The following is a 14,265-nucleotide window of genomic DNA, read 5'->3' on the forward strand; positions in this document are numbered from 1 at the left end:
CACCCTGGAAAAACCGCTACCCGCCATGCACCCAGCGCTGATGCAGCCACCGCGCCAACGCGTCCAGCGCAAACCCCAGCAGCCCGATCAGCAACACCATCGCCATCAGTTCCGAATACGCCAGCCGGTCACGGGTATCGAGGATGTAATACCCAAGCCCCGCACTGACCCCAAGCATCTCGCACGGCACCAGCACAATCCACAGAATGCCGATGGCCAGGCGCACGCCCGTCAACACGTGCCCCACCACGCCCGGAATGACCACTCGTCGCAACGTTTCCCAGCGCGTCGCGCTCAAGCTCTTGCTCAATTGCAGCCAGCGCGGGTCGAGCTGGCGCACGCCCGCCGCCGTGTTGAGCATGATCGGCCACACGGCGGCGAACGCCAGCAGGAAATAGATCGGTTGGTCCCCCACCCCCATCAGCATCACCACGATCGGCATCCACGACAAAGGCGAGATCATCCGCAAAAACTGGAAGGCCGGCGTGGTCGCCGCCTCCAGCTTGCGCGAACTGCCTACCAATAAGCCCAGCGGCACCCCCACCAGCAAGGCCAGGAACAGCCCGACGAAGATGCGCTTGAGGCTCACCGCGATGTGCACATACAGCTCACCGCGCCCGAGCAATTCCCACAGGCTGCTGAACGTCGCCGCCAGGGAAAAGCGCGCCGACAGGCCGTCCGCCACGCCAAACAGTTTTACCCCCAGCCACCACAACACCAACAATCCGGCCAGGCCGCCGAACCCGAGCAACCAGCCCGGCCACGCGCCGGTTTTTCCGTTGTTCAAACGCCAATCTCCTCATGCCGCGCGTAACCGTCGGGCAAGCCGAAGGTCTGCATGCCGCCGACGGCCTCGATGGCGTTGCGCACAAATCGGTCGTCCACCAGGTCCTTGGCAACGAACACCGGGTCGAGGTCGGCGAGAAATCGCTTGTCGCCTTCGATCAAGGTGTCTTTAAGGCGGCGCACCAGTTCTTCTGTGTAGCTGGGGAATGGGTAAGGTTGGAAGTCGATGCGGTGCTCGTCCCAGTTGGCGTGCTGGATCGCGCCATCGGCCAGGTACCCGGCGCGATCGGCGGCGGCAGGCGCGAGCACCTTGCTCAACACCGGTTCGGCATGCGGCGTGTAGCGGTTCGGGCCGTCCTTGGACAGCAGCTTCACCGCTTCTTCGCGATGGTCACGGGTCCAGACCTGGGCCTTGACGATGGCGTTCACCACTTTCTGCGACCATTCAGGACGGTTGGTCAGGTCATGTTCGTGCATGAACACCACGCAGCAGGCATGGTTGCGCCATATGTCGCCGGTAAAGCGCTGCACCCGGCCGACCTTGAGGTTCTCGGCCAGGGCGTTGAACGGCTCGGCGACGATGTAACCGTCGATGCGCTTGCTGGCCAATGCCGGCGGCATGTCCGAGGGCGGCAGCACGATCAGGTTGACTTCATTGGCGCCAATCGCACCGCCCGCCGCGCGTGCCACCGGCGTCAGCCCGTTATCGCGGAACAACTGCTGCACCACCACGTTATGAATCGAATACCAGAACGGAATCGCCACCGACTTGCCGCCCAGCTGCTTCACGTCAGTGATCCCCGGCGCCACGGTCAGGCCCGAACCGCCGACGTGGTTCCACGCAACCACTTTGGCCGGCACCTTGCTGGCATAGCGCGCCCACACGGTCATGGGCGACAACAGGTGAATTACGTTGACCTGGCCCGAGATGAACGCTTCGATCACCTGGGCCCAGCTGCGCAGCAACACCGGGCGTTCAGCCTTGATGCCCTCGGCTTCGAACAGCCCATTATTGTGCGCGACCAACAGCGGCGTGGCGTCGGTGATCGGCAGGTAGCCGATGCGCACCGGCGCGTCGGGCTCACTGGCGGCGCGCGCCTGCAGGCTGCTGAGCAACGGCAAGGCACCAGCGGCGCTGAGCACCGCCGAGAGTTTGAGAAAATCGCGACGCGAGTGGGTCAGGTCATCCAGACACATGGCTAAACTCCAGCAGATCAAGGGGGTTGGGTTGAGGGCGGCTCGCCTGCCGTAGGGTTTTAAGAATGTCGATGCGCAGCGCGCCAATGGCTTCGACCTGGTCCTCACGCGGTTGCGGCAAGTCGATTTGCCACTCGCCCAACGTGCGCGCAGGGCGGTTGCCCAGCAGCAGGATGCGGTCAGACAGCAGCAAGGCTTCGTCGATGTCGTGGGTGATCAGCACGGCCGCCGAGCCCTGTTCGCGATTGACCTTGAGCAACAGGTGCTGCATGTCCGCGCGGGTCACTTCATCGAGGGCGCCGAAGGGCTCGTCCAGCAGCAACACCTGTGGCTGGCGGGCCAGGCAGCGGGCCAATGCGGTGCGCTGGGCCATGCCGCCGGACAGCTGCGCGGGAAATTGGTGGCGGGCGTGTTCCAGGCCGACAGCGGCGATCGCATGCTCCACACGCTGGCGGCGCTGTTCATTGTCCAAGTGCGGTTGCCGGGCGAAATCCAGGCCGAAGGCGACGTTCTTTTCCAGGTTCAGCCACGGCAGCAGGCTCGGGTCCTGAAACGCCACCGCCACCCGAGGATGCGGGCCATTCAAAGGCTCCCCCAGCACGCGTACGCTGCCGCCCTGGGGCGCCTGCAAACCGGCCAGCACACGTAACAGACTGGACTTGCCCACGCCGCTGGGGCCGAGGATCGACACCACTTCGCCGGGCTGCAACTGCAGGTCGAAGCCTTCCAACACCGGGCCACTGGCATACCCCAGGCAAACGCCCTGCGCCGTCAATACCGCCGGGTTCATAGGTTGGCCTGGCGGTGCAATTCGGTGCGCAGTTGCACCAGGCTGGGCGTGACGATGGGCACAAACGCCGATTCACGCCAGCGCCGGGCAAAGCCGCTGCCGTGGGCGGTGAGGTAGGCCTTGCCGCCGCTGGCCTGCAATTCCAGCTGCACAGCGCTGGCGGCGGTTTCAGCCAGGGCAATGCGCAGCTTGAACAACGGCACCGGTTCAGCGGCGAATCGTCCGGCCAGCAGACCGTTCTTGAGTTCGTTGACCAGGTGATCGAGGGTCACGCGCAGCGCTTCGAGTTCTTCGCGCAATACGGTGCGCGAAGCGCCCAAATGATGAGCCACCTCCGCCAGGGAGCGGCGCGCCAGCCCGATCGACAGGCCGCATTGCAAACCCAGGAACGCCGGGCGCACGGCGGGCAGGAACTGGCGCGCGTCCTCATGCAATAACCAGTCGCGGCTCAGCTCCACGCCTTCCAGGCCGAGGGCAGCGGTATTGCTCGACTGCAGCCCGAGCAACTCCAGGTCGCGGGAGCGCTGCAAGCCGGCCACTGAATCCGGAATCGCCAGGATAAACGGCGCGCCGCCAGCCGCGTGTTCAACGGCCGCAGCGGCGACGAAGCCGCTCTTGCGCAGGTTGGTCACCCAATGCAGGCGACCGTTGAGGGTCCAGCCGTGGTCGTTGGGTTCGGCGCTGATCTGCAGCGTCTCGATGCCGGACAGGAACTTCATCGCATTCGACAGCCCGGTGGCACCGGCCAGCTTGCCGCTGAGCAAGTCCGGCAGCAGTTGCTCGCGCAGCGGCGCGTTGGGGCTCTGCAGCAGGTATTCGATAAACGAGCGTTGGCCCCAGCAGACGAACGCCGCCGCCAGGGAATGGCTGGCGATATTGGCGATGGCCTCCACGGCCCCGGCCACGTCGCCGCCCAGGCCACCCAGGGCTTTGGGCACGCCAACGCGCAACACATTGGCCTCTGCCAGCCGTGGCAGCACTTCCTGTGGATCGCAACTGCCCACGTCCAGGGCCTGCGCTTGAACATCGAGCCAACGGCTCAAGATTGGGTCAAGCATGTACGTTTCTCCTTGTTCCTACAGGTGGACCATCGCCGGTTCAGCTTGCCGGTTTTTCCCAACGGTATTGCGCCAGCTCCGGGTTCAGCGGCGTGCGCGCAAACACATTAGCGAAATTGCACAGCGTGGCCAGGCTGACGCCCAGGATCACTTCCAGCGCATGCCCGTCGCTGTAGCCGGCGGCGCGGAACGCGTCATAGCCTGCATCGCTGACATCGCCACGGGTAGCGATCACTTCGCGGGTGAACGCGGCGAGTGTCTCATAGCGCGCATTGGGCAACTCACCGCGCTGGCGCAGCGCGTCAATCACGTCTTCGGGCAGTTTGGCTTTGTTACGCGCGACGGCGGTGTGCCCGGCCACGCAAAAATCGCAACCGTGCTGGGTGGCAGCGATCAGTTGCACCACTTCGCGGTCAGCCAGGCTCAGTTCCGACTTGGCATTCAGGCCGGAAACGGTGATGTAGGTTTCCAACGCGGCCGGAGCATTGGCCAGCACGGCGAGCAGATTGGGTATGAACCCTGAGCCTTTCAGCGCGTTTTCCAGAAAGGGCCTGGCGGCTTGCGGCGCGGTTTCAAGGGTGAGCAGCGGTACGCGGGACATGGAGTGGTCTCCTCATGGGTGAATGACTCCAGTCTGTTGGTTATAAAAAAACCGCTCAATAGGCTAAAGTAGCGATTACTTGCTCTAGAGTCTTTTCATTAGATGAATTCGTCCAGCGCGCTCGTCGATTGGTTATTAGACAGCCTTGAACTCAACACTAGCCTGTTCCACGTCGGCCGCTATTGCGGCGACTGGCACGCGAGCACCCATGGGCTGGCCAGGGCGAGTTTTCATTTGATTGTGCAAGGCGAATGCTGGCTGCACATCCACGGCCAGCCTGCGCAGTACCTGAACAACGGCGATGCGGTATTCCTGCTGCGCGACCTGGAATATCGGCTGTCCGGTGCAGACACTGCGCAGGGCGCGCAGGAATGCCCGCGCCGCCCGATGCTGGCGCTCGACAACAACGCCACGGACGGTGTGGGTCTTGTCTGCGGCTTCTTTCATTTCCAGTCCGGGCTGTCGGCGATGATCGTCGACAACCTGCCCGCCTGGATTATCCTGCGCGCCGGCGACCCGTCGTTGACTGCCGCGCGCAATCTGTTCGAACTGATCCTGCAAGAGTGCGAGCGCCAGCCGGCGCCCTCCTCGGCCATGCTCGAACGGCTGTGCCATCTGTTGTTTTTGTATGTGCTGCGTCAACAAGTGCTGGATAACCGCGAATTGGGCGGTCTGGCGGCACTCGCTCGGCACCCGGCATTTTCCAATTTGTTGGAACAGCTGATTGCACGCCCGGCCGAAAACTGGACGCTGGAGAGCATGGCCGCCTGCACCGGGCTGTCACGCTCGGCGTTTTTCAAGCGTTTCAATGAACTGTGCGGACAATCACCCGGCCAGGTGTTGTTGATGATGCGCATGCGCCACGCCTGCCAGTTGTTCAAGGCAGACCAGACCGTGGCCGATGCATCGCTGGCGGTGGGCTATCAATCGGTGGCGGCGTTTACCCGCGCCTTTCATAAAGTCACCGGGCAACAACCGGGCGCCTACCGCCGCGCGCAAAGCTAGCGCCGCAAGCCATTGCCCGGCGCGGCGCACAGCTGCACCAGCCAATCGACAAACACGCGCACCCGCAGGGACAGCTGACGATGCGGCGGGTACAGCGCAGTCAGCGCCATGGTCGGCACCGCCACTTGCGGCAATACCTCCACCAACGTGCCCTCGGCCAGTTGCTCCATGGCGTGATAATGCGGCGCCTGGATCAGCCCGTAGCCGGCTTCACAGGCGGCGAAATACCCATCGGAGCTGTTTACCGCGACCAGCTTCGCCAAGTTGACCGTGCGCAGTTCGGTGCCGAGCTGGAATTCAAGGCCAAAGCGCTTGCCGCTGGCGCTGGAGACGTACTCGATCATCTGATGCCGGGCCAGGTCGTCCAGGCTGGTGGGCACACCCATGCGCTGCAGGTACGCGGGGCTGGCCAGGGTCAACTGGTCCATCATCGCCAGCGGTCGCGCCACCAGCGATTCGTCCAACGCCAGGCCACCGCGCAGCACGCAATCGACCCCTTCGCGGATCAAGTCCACCGGGCGATCATTGAGTCCGATATCCAGCTCGATCTGCGGGTACAGCGCGGTGAACGTCGGCAGCGCCGGAATCACGATCAGACGGCCAATGCCCGACGGCATATCGATGCTCAGCCTGCCTCGCGGGTTTTGCCGGCGCGAGGAAAACACCGCCTCGGTTTCCTCCAGGTCCGTGAGCAACTGCACGCAGCGCTCGTAGTACGCCGCACCGTCGAGGGTCGGGTTGACCTGGCGCGTGGTGCGTTGCAGCAGTTGCACACCGAGGTGTGCCTCCAGTTGCTTGATCAGCACGGTCACCGAGGCGCGCGGCAGTTGCAGGCTGTCCGCCGCCTTGGCGAACCCGCCCAACTCCACAATCCGGGTGAAAACGCGCATGGCATTGAAACGGTCCACGGTGAGCCTCTGAGGATTATTAAGAATTTCCAAATAGTGATAGTGCTTTTAGCCGGTTTATCCAGGTTTTGTCGAGGGCGACAATAGGCGCCTTCATCCAAGGAGCTGAACCATGCGCACTCGTCAACTCGGTAAGAACGGCCCACACGTCTCCGCCATCGGCCTCGGCTGCATGGGCATGAGCGACTTCTATACCCCCGGCCTCGACACCACGCAAGCCATCGCCACCCTGCACCGCGCCCTTGAACTGGGGGTCAACTTCCTCGATACCGCCGACATGTACGGCCCCCACACCAACGAACAGTTGATCGGCAGGGCCATCGCCGGCAAGCGCGATCAGGTGTTCCTCGCCAGCAAGTTCGGCATCCTGCGCGATCCGGCGAACCCGGCGCTGCGCGGTGTGAATGGGCGCCCCGAGTACGTTCGCACGTCCATCGACGGCACGCTGCAACGCCTGGGCATTGAAACCCTGGACCTGTACTACCAGCACCGCATCGATCCCGAGGTGGCCATCGAAGAAACCGTCGGCGCCATGGCCGAGTTGGTGCAACAGGGCAAGGTGCGCTACCTGGGCCTGAGCGAAGCGTCTGCCGCCACGTTGGAACGGGCGCATAAGGTCCACCCCATCAGCGCCTTGCAAAGCGAATACTCACTGTGGAGCCGCGAGCAGGAAGACAACGGCTGCCTCGCCGCCTGCCAACGGCTGGGCATCGCCTTCGTGCCTTACAGCCCGTTGGGCCGGGGCTTTCTGACCGGCGCACTGAAAAGCCCGGAAGATTTCGGCGCTGACGACTACCGGCGATTCAACCCGCGTTTCCAGGGCGAGAATTTTTCGAAAAACCTGCAACTGGTCAAACAGGTGCAGGCGCTGGCGGCGGATAAAGGCATCACGGCGGGCCAACTGGCGCTGGCCTGGGTATTGGCGCAGGGCGACTACATCGTACCGATCCCAGGCACCAAGCAGCGCAAATACCTGGAAGAGAACGTGGCGGCCGTGTCGATCAGCCTGACGCCGACTGAAGTGTCGGCGCTGGCAGCGATCTTCCCGGCGCACGCAACCGCCGGCATGCGTTACCCCGAGGACGTGATGTCGATGCTCAATATCTGACCTGGCGGCGCCGCTCGACGGCGTCGGCACTTTCTTACACACACCTACCTAAAGCTCCTACCGTCCAAGCCGATAGCCCTACGAAGCTCTAACAAAGCCGCGCCGACAATAACGCTTCGTAAGGACGATCCCATGCCCCCACTGCGCTCCATCCAAGCTCGCTATACCCTGTTCCTGGTGCTGTTCGTCCTGGTGTTATTGGTGTTGACTGTCGTGGGTATCGGCCAGTTGGTCGCACCCAAGCTGCAATACACCGAAGAACAGGTGGTACTCAATCGCATCGGCGAAGTGGCCGAACAGATCCAGGGCGAACTGAACAAGGTTCAGGCCCAGCAACGCACCATCACGCAAACGATTCCGCTGCTCGACAGCGACGCCATCGACAAGGTCCTGCCCGGCCTGGTTGATCAATACGGCGAGCTGAAAGTATTCGGCGGCGGTATCTGGCCGCTGCCCAACCAGCGCACGCCTGGGCGTAACAAACACAGCACGTTCTGGCACCGTGACGCCTCGGGCAAGTTGGCGGTCAACACCTTCTGGAATAGTGACCCCGCGCCCAACTATTACGACCAGAGCTGGTACAAGGGCGGCCTCGCCTCGCCCCGTGGCCAATGCGCCTGGGCCGCCGCCTACAAGGACGACGCCAGCCAGGAGCCGCGCACCAACTGCGCCATGGCGATCCAGCGTGACGGCGCCGCCTATGGCGTGGCGACCATCGACGTGACCCTGGGCTTCTTCAATGACCTGGTGGCCAGCAAGGAAAAAGACATCGGCGGGCAAATGCTGATCGTCGAGGGCGACGGCAAGATTATCAGCAACAGCTCGCGCATCAGCAGCCCGGTGGTGTTGAAGAACATCAGCGAACTGACCGGCACCTCGGCCTTTGCCGCCCAGGTCAGCAAAGCCCTTGCCCATCGTGACCAGGCCTTGCAACGCAGCGAGTTTGACAACCAGGGCGTGGCCAGCACGTTCTACATGCGCCCGATCGAGGGCACCCCGTGGTTCCTGGCGACCGCCCTGCCCACCTCGCTGATCACCGCCCAGCGCAATGACGTGCTCGGCAGCCTGGCGTTGCTGCAAATCCCGATGGTGATCCTGCTGGTGCTGCTCGCGGCGTATGCCATTCGCCAGTTGGTACAGCGCATGAAAGCGCTCAAGGGCAATATCGACGCGCTGTCTGCCGGCGACGCCGACCTCACGCGACGCATCACCATCCGCGCCGAAGACGAACTGGGCGCTATCGGTCACTCGGTGAACCACTTTATCGTCTACCTGCAAAACATGATCGGCGAAGTGACCCAGGCCACCGGCGCCATGGCCTCGGGTCTTGCGCAGCTGCAGCAGACCTCGGCGCACACCAACCAGATCCTGGTGCGCCACGCTTCAGAAACCGACCAGACGGTGACCGCCATCACCGAAATGAGCTCCACCGCCGACACCGTCGCGCAAAACGCCGCTGAAACCGCAGCGTTCACCCAGCGCGCCAACGAACACGCCGACCGTTCCCGGGTGGTGGTGGGCGAAGCGTCCACCAGTGTCAGCGCCTTGATCGGTGAGGTCGCCAGCGCGACCCACACCGTTGAGAACATGCGCCAGGACGCCGCACGTATCACCGAAACCCTCGGCGTGATCGGCGCCATCGCCGGTCAGACCAACCTGTTGGCGCTTAACGCCGCAATTGAAGCGGCGCGGGCCGGTGAACAAGGCCGCGGTTTTGCCGTAGTGGCCGATGAAGTACGTGCACTCGCCGCACGCACCCAGGCCAGCACCTCGCAGATCAACGAGATGCTGGCGCGCTTGACCACCGGCGTAAGCTCATCGGTCACCGCCATGGAAAACACCCAGGCCAGCTGCCAGTCGGCGGCGGATGCCACCGCGCGGGTGAACAGCGGGCTCGATGAAATGGCCGGTTCGGTCAGCCATATCAACAACCTCAGCACCCAGATCGCGACGGCCGCCGAGCAACAGAGCGCCGTGACCGAAGAGATCAATCGCAGCATGGTACAGATCCGACATATGGTAGAAGAGCTGGTCGAAAGCGGCCATGCCACTGAAACCAATACCCACAGCCTGCTGGAAGCGAATGGCCGAGTGATTGCCTTGATGGGGCGCTTCAAAGTGCGTTGATCCACGCCTGAATACTCCCGTGCAAAGCGCGGGAGTCGGACTATTCTCACAGCTCCTGGTTTAAAACCCGCCACACAGGAGGTGTGTCATGCACGCTATCGAGCATCCGATCCGCGTGGAGCGAATCAGCCAGGAACGGTTCATCCACGCCCCGGTCGAGGCCGTCTACGACTACGTGACCCAACCGGATCGCTGGCACGAATGGCACCCCACCTCCCTCAGCGCCGACACCGGCACCCACGGCTCCCTGCCGACCGGTGCGCGGTTTACCGAAATCATCGACCTGCTGGGTATCCGCGTGCCGCTGAGCTACCGCGTACACATTGCGCGCTGCCCCTTTGAGTTCATGACCGTGTTCACCTCAGTGGTGGTCGACGGTTCCCTGCATTATTGCCTGCAAGCACAGCCTGGCGGCACGCTGTTTACGCGGGTACTGAGCTATGAGACCGAACTGCAACTGGTGACCTTGCATGAGCGCATGATCGAGCTCTCGCGTATCGCGCTGGACCGGCTCAAGCACCGACTGGAAAACGCCAGCGGCTCGACGCAGTAACCCTGCAGCGGGTGTGTTAATCCCCCGTTAATCTCTCCCAAACAGCATCCGGAGCATCTTTTCCCGGAGTTGATGCCCATGCCTTCCATCCGTGACTTATGCGTCGCCGGCCTGCTTACCGCCAGCGCCGCGCCTGTGTTCGCCGCCACCTACGGCCCTGAACTCCAGGGCTTCCAGTACCCCTATCCGGTTGAACGCTTCAACTTCGAGTCCCAAGGTAAAAGCCTGCAGATGGGCTATATGGACGTCCCGGCCAAAGGCAAAGCCAACGGCCGCAGCGTGGTGCTGATGCACGGCAAGAACTTCTGCGGCGCCACCTGGGAAGACTCGATCAAAGCCTTGAGCGACGCCGGTTACCGGGTGATCGCGCCGGACCAGATTGGCTTTTGCACCTCCAGCAAGCCCGAACATTACCAGTACAGCTTCCAGCAACTGGCGCTCAACACCCATCAGTTACTGGAAAAGCTCGGCATTCAAAAAGCCACGCTGCTCGGCCACTCCACCGGCGGTATGCTCGCCACGCGCTATGCCTTGATGTACCCCGAACAAACTGAGCAACTGGCGCTGGTCAACCCCATCGGCCTGGAAGACTGGAAGGCCTTGGGCGTGCCGCACCAAAGCGTTGACCAGTGGTATCAGCGCGAGTTGAAACTGAACGCAGACGGCGTGCGCAAGTACGAGCGCGACACCTATTACGTGGGCCGCTGGAAGCCCGAGTACGAGCGCTGGGTGGACATGCTCGTCGGCCTCAACCAAGGCCCGGGGCATACCCGGGTGGCCTGGAACTCGGCGTTGATTTACGACATGATCTTCACCCAGCCGGTGTACTACGAGTTCAAGGACGTGCAAGCGCCCACCCTGCTGCTGATCGGCACCAGCGACACCACCGCCATCGGCAAAGACCTGGCGCCACCGGATGTGAAAGCCAAGGTCGGCAACTACCAGGTGCTGGGCAAGCAGGTGGCCAAGCTGATTCCCCATGCGACCCTGGTGGAGTTCGACGGCTTGGGCCATGCGCCGCAGATGGAAGAACCGGCGCGGTTTCATCAAGCGCTGTTGCAGGGTTTGAAGGCCCTTTAATCTAAGTGAGGCACGCGTGCATGTCGCTACAGATCGCAGTCATTGATGATTGGCAGCAAGTGGCCGGCAGCGTGGTGGATTGGTCGGTGCTGGCGCCCTTGGGCCAGGTGCACTTTCTCCATGACTACCCCACCGATACCGCCACGATGGCCGAGCGTTTGCGGGCGTTCGACGTTATTTGCGTGATGCGCGAGCGCTCCCTCTTCGACCAGGCCTTACTGCAAGGGCTGCCCAGGCTCAAATTGCTGGTGACCGGTGGCATGCGCAACGCCGCCATCGACATCGCCGCCGCCAAGGCATTGGGTATTCAGGTGTGCGGCACCGACAGCTATAAGCAGGCCGCGCCGGAGCTGACCTGGGCGCTGATCATGGCCTCGACGCGCAACCTGCTGGCCGAAGCCAATTCCCTGCGCGCAGGCGGTTGGCAAGTCGGCCTGGGCGGCGATCTGTATGGCAAGACCCTGGGCATCCTCGGGCTGGGCAGCATCGGGCAAAAAGTCGCACAGTTCGCCCAGGTATTCGGCATGCGCGTGATTGCCTGGAGCGAAAACCTCACGCCGCAACGGGCGGCTGAGTCCGGCGTGACCTGGGTCAGCAAGCGCGAGCTGTTCGAACAGGCTGACATTCTGACCATTCACCTGGTACTCAGCGAGCGCAGTCGCGGCCTGGTCGATGCGCAGGCGTTGAGCTGGATGAAACCCAGTGCCCGGCTGGTGAACACGGCACGCGGGCCGATTGTGGATGAACAGGCGCTGGTTGAGGCATTGAGCAGCGGGCGACTGGCTGGCGCGGCGCTGGACGTATATAGCCAGGAGCCACTACCGCTTGAACATCCCTTCCGCTCCCTGCCGAATGTGCTGGCAACGCCCCATGTCGGTTATGTGAGCGAACAGAACTACCGGCAGTTCTATCAGCAGATGATCGAAGACATCCAGGCCTGGACGGACGGCGTGCCCATTCGGGTGCTCGGCTGACGCACCGTTTCGGGGCATGACCTTGAATGAAATGACCACGTGGCCGCTGTAGGAGCGAGCTTGCTCGCGAAAAACCCAAGGGCGCCGCGTGCATTCAGGATGCCTGCGTCATCATTGACGTCCTTCGCGAGCAAGCTCGCTCCTACAGGGGCGATGCGCATCCGCAGGCTTAAGGTTAAAAGTTTTTTGTCCTACAAAATTCCCTTTTAAACCCTATGGATGCTGGAATCTGTCCTAGACTGATGACCGATGGGTCCGTTCCAAAACAAAAACCCCGCAAAAAATCGAAACTTTCGAACTCTGCCGCAGGTCCAGTTTTAGGTAAGGCGAACATATCCGGTTCAGGCCGCATGCCCGCCCATCCAAACTTTTTCAGCTAACCGTGCAACTGGCATACGCCTTGCCAGCTTGTATTGCGCTTGTGCGCCTGGCCGCAGGATGCGGTCAATCGGAGCTGATGGCAGCGGGCCATTAGCCGACCAACGAAACAAGGGGAGTGCATTATGATCAGTGCCGCAGTAGTAACTCAGGGAGAGCGTTTTAGTCAGCCGGCAGGGGGGCCTACATCATTGGCCGACCTGCCCAACACTGTGCGGCCGATCGTGAGTAAGAACCCGAATCGAAAGAAAGTGCTGTTTGTTACCTCCGAGTTTGCCGACTTGGTAAAGACCGGTGGCCTGGGCGACGTCTCCGCCGCCCTGCCCCGCGCCATGGCGCACCTGCACGATGTGCGGGTGCTGATTCCCGGTTACCCGCAGGTGATGGAGAGCGACAACCCGATCCATATCGTCGGTGAGCTGGGCGGCCACGCGGCACTGCCACCGTGCAAGATCGGGCGCATGGACCTCAAGGACGGCCTGGTCATCTATGTACTGATCTGCCCCGAGCTGTACGAGCGTGAAGGCACGCCCTACGGCGCCAACAATGGCCGCGACTGGCCGGACAACCATATCCGCTTCGCCCGCCTGGGCCTGGCCGCCGCCGACATGGCCGCCAACCTCGCCCAGATTCACTGGTGCCCGGACCTGGTGCACGCCCACGACTGGCCCGCTGGCCTAGCCCCGGCGTATATGCACTGGCGTGGTTCACGCACACCGACCCTGTTCACCATTCATAACCTCGCCTACCAGGGCGTGGTGAGCCTGGGCTGCACCCCCGAATTGGGCATCCCGCCCCATGCCCTGCAACAGGAAGGCATGGAGTTCTACGGCAAGATGTCGTTCCTCAAGGCCGGCATGGCCTACTCCAGCCACATCACCACGGTCAGCGCCACCTACGCCGAGGAGATCACCACGCCGGAATTCGGCTGTGGCCTTGATGGCTTCCTGGCCAGCAAAACCCAGCAAGGCCTGCTCAGCGGGATTCCCAACGGTATCGACGAAAGCTGGGAAACGTCCACCGACCCCCATCTGACCCATAACTTCAATATTGGTGACTGGGAAGGCAAGGCCATCAACGCCGCCCAAGTGCGCGAGCTGTTCGGCCTGCATGATTCCACCGGCCCGTTGTTCGCCGTGGTGTCGCGCCTGGTCTACCAGAAAGGCTTGGACCTCACCGAAGCGGTCGCCAGCTTCATCGTTGAAAACGGTGGCCAGATCGCGATCATCGGGCGTGGCGAGCCGGAAGAAGAACAGGCCATGCGTGAGCTGGCGCTGCGCTTCCCAGGCCAGGTTGGCGTGCGCATCGGCTTCAACGAGACCGACGCCCGCCGCATGTTCGCCGGCAGCGACTTCCTGCTGATGCCATCGCGCTATGAGCCCTGCGGCCTGAGCCAGATGTATGCCCAGCGTTTCGGCTCGTTGCCGGTAGCGCGCAACACTGGCGGCCTGGCCGACACTATTGAAAACGGCGTCACCGGATTCCTGTTCAACGAATCCACCGTCGACAGCTACAAAGCAGCCCTGGAGCGCGCGTTCAAAGTGTTTTCCTTCCCAGGCCTGCTTAACGCCATGCGCAGCCGCGCCATGACCCAACCCTTTAACTGGTCACAGGCGGTGGAACCCTACGCCGAGCTGTATGAACAACTGGTGGTTAAAGCACTGGGGAAATCGACTAAATAATCAAGAGAGGTCTTCATA

General features: G+C 62.5%; 13 protein-coding genes. 7 read left to right on the top strand and 6 right to left on the bottom strand.

All coding sequences use genetic code 11. From position 1 onward, the window contains the following. Window positions 1-16: 16 nt before the first annotated feature. From C4J84_RS13525 to C4J84_RS13545, 5 genes are read right to left on the bottom strand one after another with little or no spacing between them, the layout of a single operon-like run. The gene (locus C4J84_RS13525; protein ID WP_124435535.1) at window positions 17-787 is read right to left on the bottom strand and encodes an ABC transporter permease; all 771 of its coding nucleotides are present in this window, start codon (window positions 785-787) and stop codon (window positions 17-19) included. Further along, window positions 784-1,983 (bottom strand): ABC transporter substrate-binding protein, encoded by a 1,200-nt coding sequence (locus C4J84_RS13530; protein ID WP_124435536.1) that lies wholly within the window; start codon window positions 1,981-1,983, stop codon window positions 784-786. Before C4J84_RS13530 ends, C4J84_RS13525 begins: the two co-directional genes overlap by 4 nt. Further along, window positions 1,970-2,773, bottom strand: coding sequence for an ABC transporter ATP-binding protein (locus C4J84_RS13535; RefSeq protein WP_124370845.1), 804 nt, complete (start codon window positions 2,771-2,773; stop codon window positions 1,970-1,972). Before C4J84_RS13535 ends, C4J84_RS13530 begins: the two co-directional genes overlap by 14 nt. Further along, on the bottom strand, window positions 2,770-3,831 hold the full coding sequence (locus tag C4J84_RS13540; RefSeq protein WP_124370846.1) for an acyl-CoA dehydrogenase family protein: 1,062 nt from the start codon (window positions 3,829-3,831) through the stop codon (window positions 2,770-2,772). The genes C4J84_RS13535 and C4J84_RS13540 overlap by 4 nt, the downstream gene beginning before the upstream one ends. Window positions 3,832-3,871: 40 nt before the next feature. Next, complete coding sequence (locus C4J84_RS13545; protein WP_124363028.1) at window positions 3,872-4,432, bottom strand: carboxymuconolactone decarboxylase family protein; 561 nt, start codon at window positions 4,430-4,432, stop codon at window positions 3,872-3,874. 102 nt (window positions 4,433-4,534) lie between these two features. Between C4J84_RS13545 and C4J84_RS13550 the strand changes: the two genes are divergently transcribed. Beyond that, on the top strand, window positions 4,535-5,437 hold the full coding sequence (locus tag C4J84_RS13550; protein WP_124370847.1) for an AraC family transcriptional regulator: 903 nt from the start codon (window positions 4,535-4,537) through the stop codon (window positions 5,435-5,437). Here C4J84_RS13550 and C4J84_RS13555 read toward each other — a convergent pair. Continuing rightward, complete coding sequence (locus C4J84_RS13555; RefSeq protein WP_124370848.1) at window positions 5,434-6,345, bottom strand: LysR family transcriptional regulator; 912 nt, start codon at window positions 6,343-6,345, stop codon at window positions 5,434-5,436. The two genes, C4J84_RS13550 and C4J84_RS13555, sit on opposite strands and share 4 nt — an antisense overlap. Before the next feature lie 112 nt (window positions 6,346-6,457). Here C4J84_RS13555 and C4J84_RS13560 point away from each other — a divergent pair, with 112 nt between their 5' ends. The 6 genes from C4J84_RS13560 (at window position 6,458) to glgA (ending at window position 14,247) form a co-directional block, all read left to right on the top strand. Continuing rightward, a complete protein-coding gene (locus C4J84_RS13560; protein ID WP_124370849.1) occupies window positions 6,458-7,453 on the top strand; it encodes an aldo/keto reductase in 996 nt (331 codons plus the stop codon). 132 nt (window positions 7,454-7,585) lie between these two features. Continuing rightward, window positions 7,586-9,580 carry a methyl-accepting chemotaxis protein gene (locus C4J84_RS13565; RefSeq protein ID WP_124367195.1) on the top strand — a complete coding sequence of 665 codons (1,995 nt, stop codon included), beginning with the start codon at window positions 7,586-7,588 and terminating at the stop codon, window positions 9,578-9,580. A gap of 88 nt (window positions 9,581-9,668) precedes the next feature. After that, window positions 9,669-10,133 carry an SRPBCC family protein gene (locus tag C4J84_RS13570; RefSeq protein ID WP_124370850.1) on the top strand — a complete coding sequence of 155 codons (465 nt, stop codon included), beginning with the start codon at window positions 9,669-9,671 and terminating at the stop codon, window positions 10,131-10,133. Between the two features lie 78 nt (window positions 10,134-10,211). Continuing rightward, window positions 10,212-11,213, top strand: coding sequence for an alpha/beta fold hydrolase (locus C4J84_RS13575; RefSeq protein ID WP_124370851.1), 1,002 nt, complete (start codon window positions 10,212-10,214; stop codon window positions 11,211-11,213). Window positions 11,214-11,233: 20 nt separating this feature from the next. After that, complete coding sequence (locus tag C4J84_RS13580) at window positions 11,234-12,187, top strand: D-2-hydroxyacid dehydrogenase family protein (protein ID WP_124370852.1); 954 nt, start codon at window positions 11,234-11,236, stop codon at window positions 12,185-12,187. A 503-nt stretch (window positions 12,188-12,690) separates the two neighbouring features. Beyond that, window positions 12,691-14,247, top strand: a complete 1,557-nt coding sequence (glgA, locus tag C4J84_RS13590) for a glycogen synthase GlgA (protein ID WP_124370854.1) — start codon at window positions 12,691-12,693, stop codon at window positions 14,245-14,247. Window positions 14,248-14,265: the final 18 nt, after the last annotated feature.

The sequence above is a fragment of the Pseudomonas sp. R11-23-07 genome, from assembly GCF_003852295.1.
In the GTDB taxonomy this organism is placed as follows: Bacteria; Pseudomonadota; Gammaproteobacteria; order Pseudomonadales; family Pseudomonadaceae; genus Aquipseudomonas.

Bases quoted from the DNA above. Each gene is read 5' to 3' on its own strand.
- C4J84_RS13530 (WP_124435536.1), bottom strand. From the start codon at position 1,983: ATGTGTCTGGATGACCTGACCCACTCGCGTCGCGATTTTCTCAAACTC.
- C4J84_RS13545 (WP_124363028.1), bottom strand. From the start codon at position 4,432: ATGTCCCGCGTACCGCTGCTCACCCTTGAAACCGCGCCGCAAGCCGCC.
- glgA (WP_124370854.1), top strand. From the start codon at position 12,691: ATGATCAGTGCCGCAGTAGTAACTCAGGGAGAGCGTTTTAGTCAGCCG.
- C4J84_RS13575 (WP_124370851.1), top strand. From the start codon at position 10,212: ATGCCTTCCATCCGTGACTTATGCGTCGCCGGCCTGCTTACCGCCAGC.
- C4J84_RS13580 (WP_124370852.1), top strand. From the start codon at position 11,234: ATGTCGCTACAGATCGCAGTCATTGATGATTGGCAGCAAGTGGCCGGC.
- C4J84_RS13540 (WP_124370846.1), bottom strand. From the start codon at position 3,831: ATGCTTGACCCAATCTTGAGCCGTTGGCTCGATGTTCAAGCGCAGGCC.
- C4J84_RS13535 (WP_124370845.1), bottom strand. From the start codon at position 2,773: ATGAACCCGGCGGTATTGACGGCGCAGGGCGTTTGCCTGGGGTATGCC.
- C4J84_RS13560 (WP_124370849.1), top strand. From the start codon at position 6,458: ATGCGCACTCGTCAACTCGGTAAGAACGGCCCACACGTCTCCGCCATC.
- C4J84_RS13550 (WP_124370847.1), top strand. From the start codon at position 4,535: ATGAATTCGTCCAGCGCGCTCGTCGATTGGTTATTAGACAGCCTTGAA.
- C4J84_RS13565 (WP_124367195.1), top strand. From the start codon at position 7,586: ATGCCCCCACTGCGCTCCATCCAAGCTCGCTATACCCTGTTCCTGGTG.
- C4J84_RS13570 (WP_124370850.1), top strand. From the start codon at position 9,669: ATGCACGCTATCGAGCATCCGATCCGCGTGGAGCGAATCAGCCAGGAA.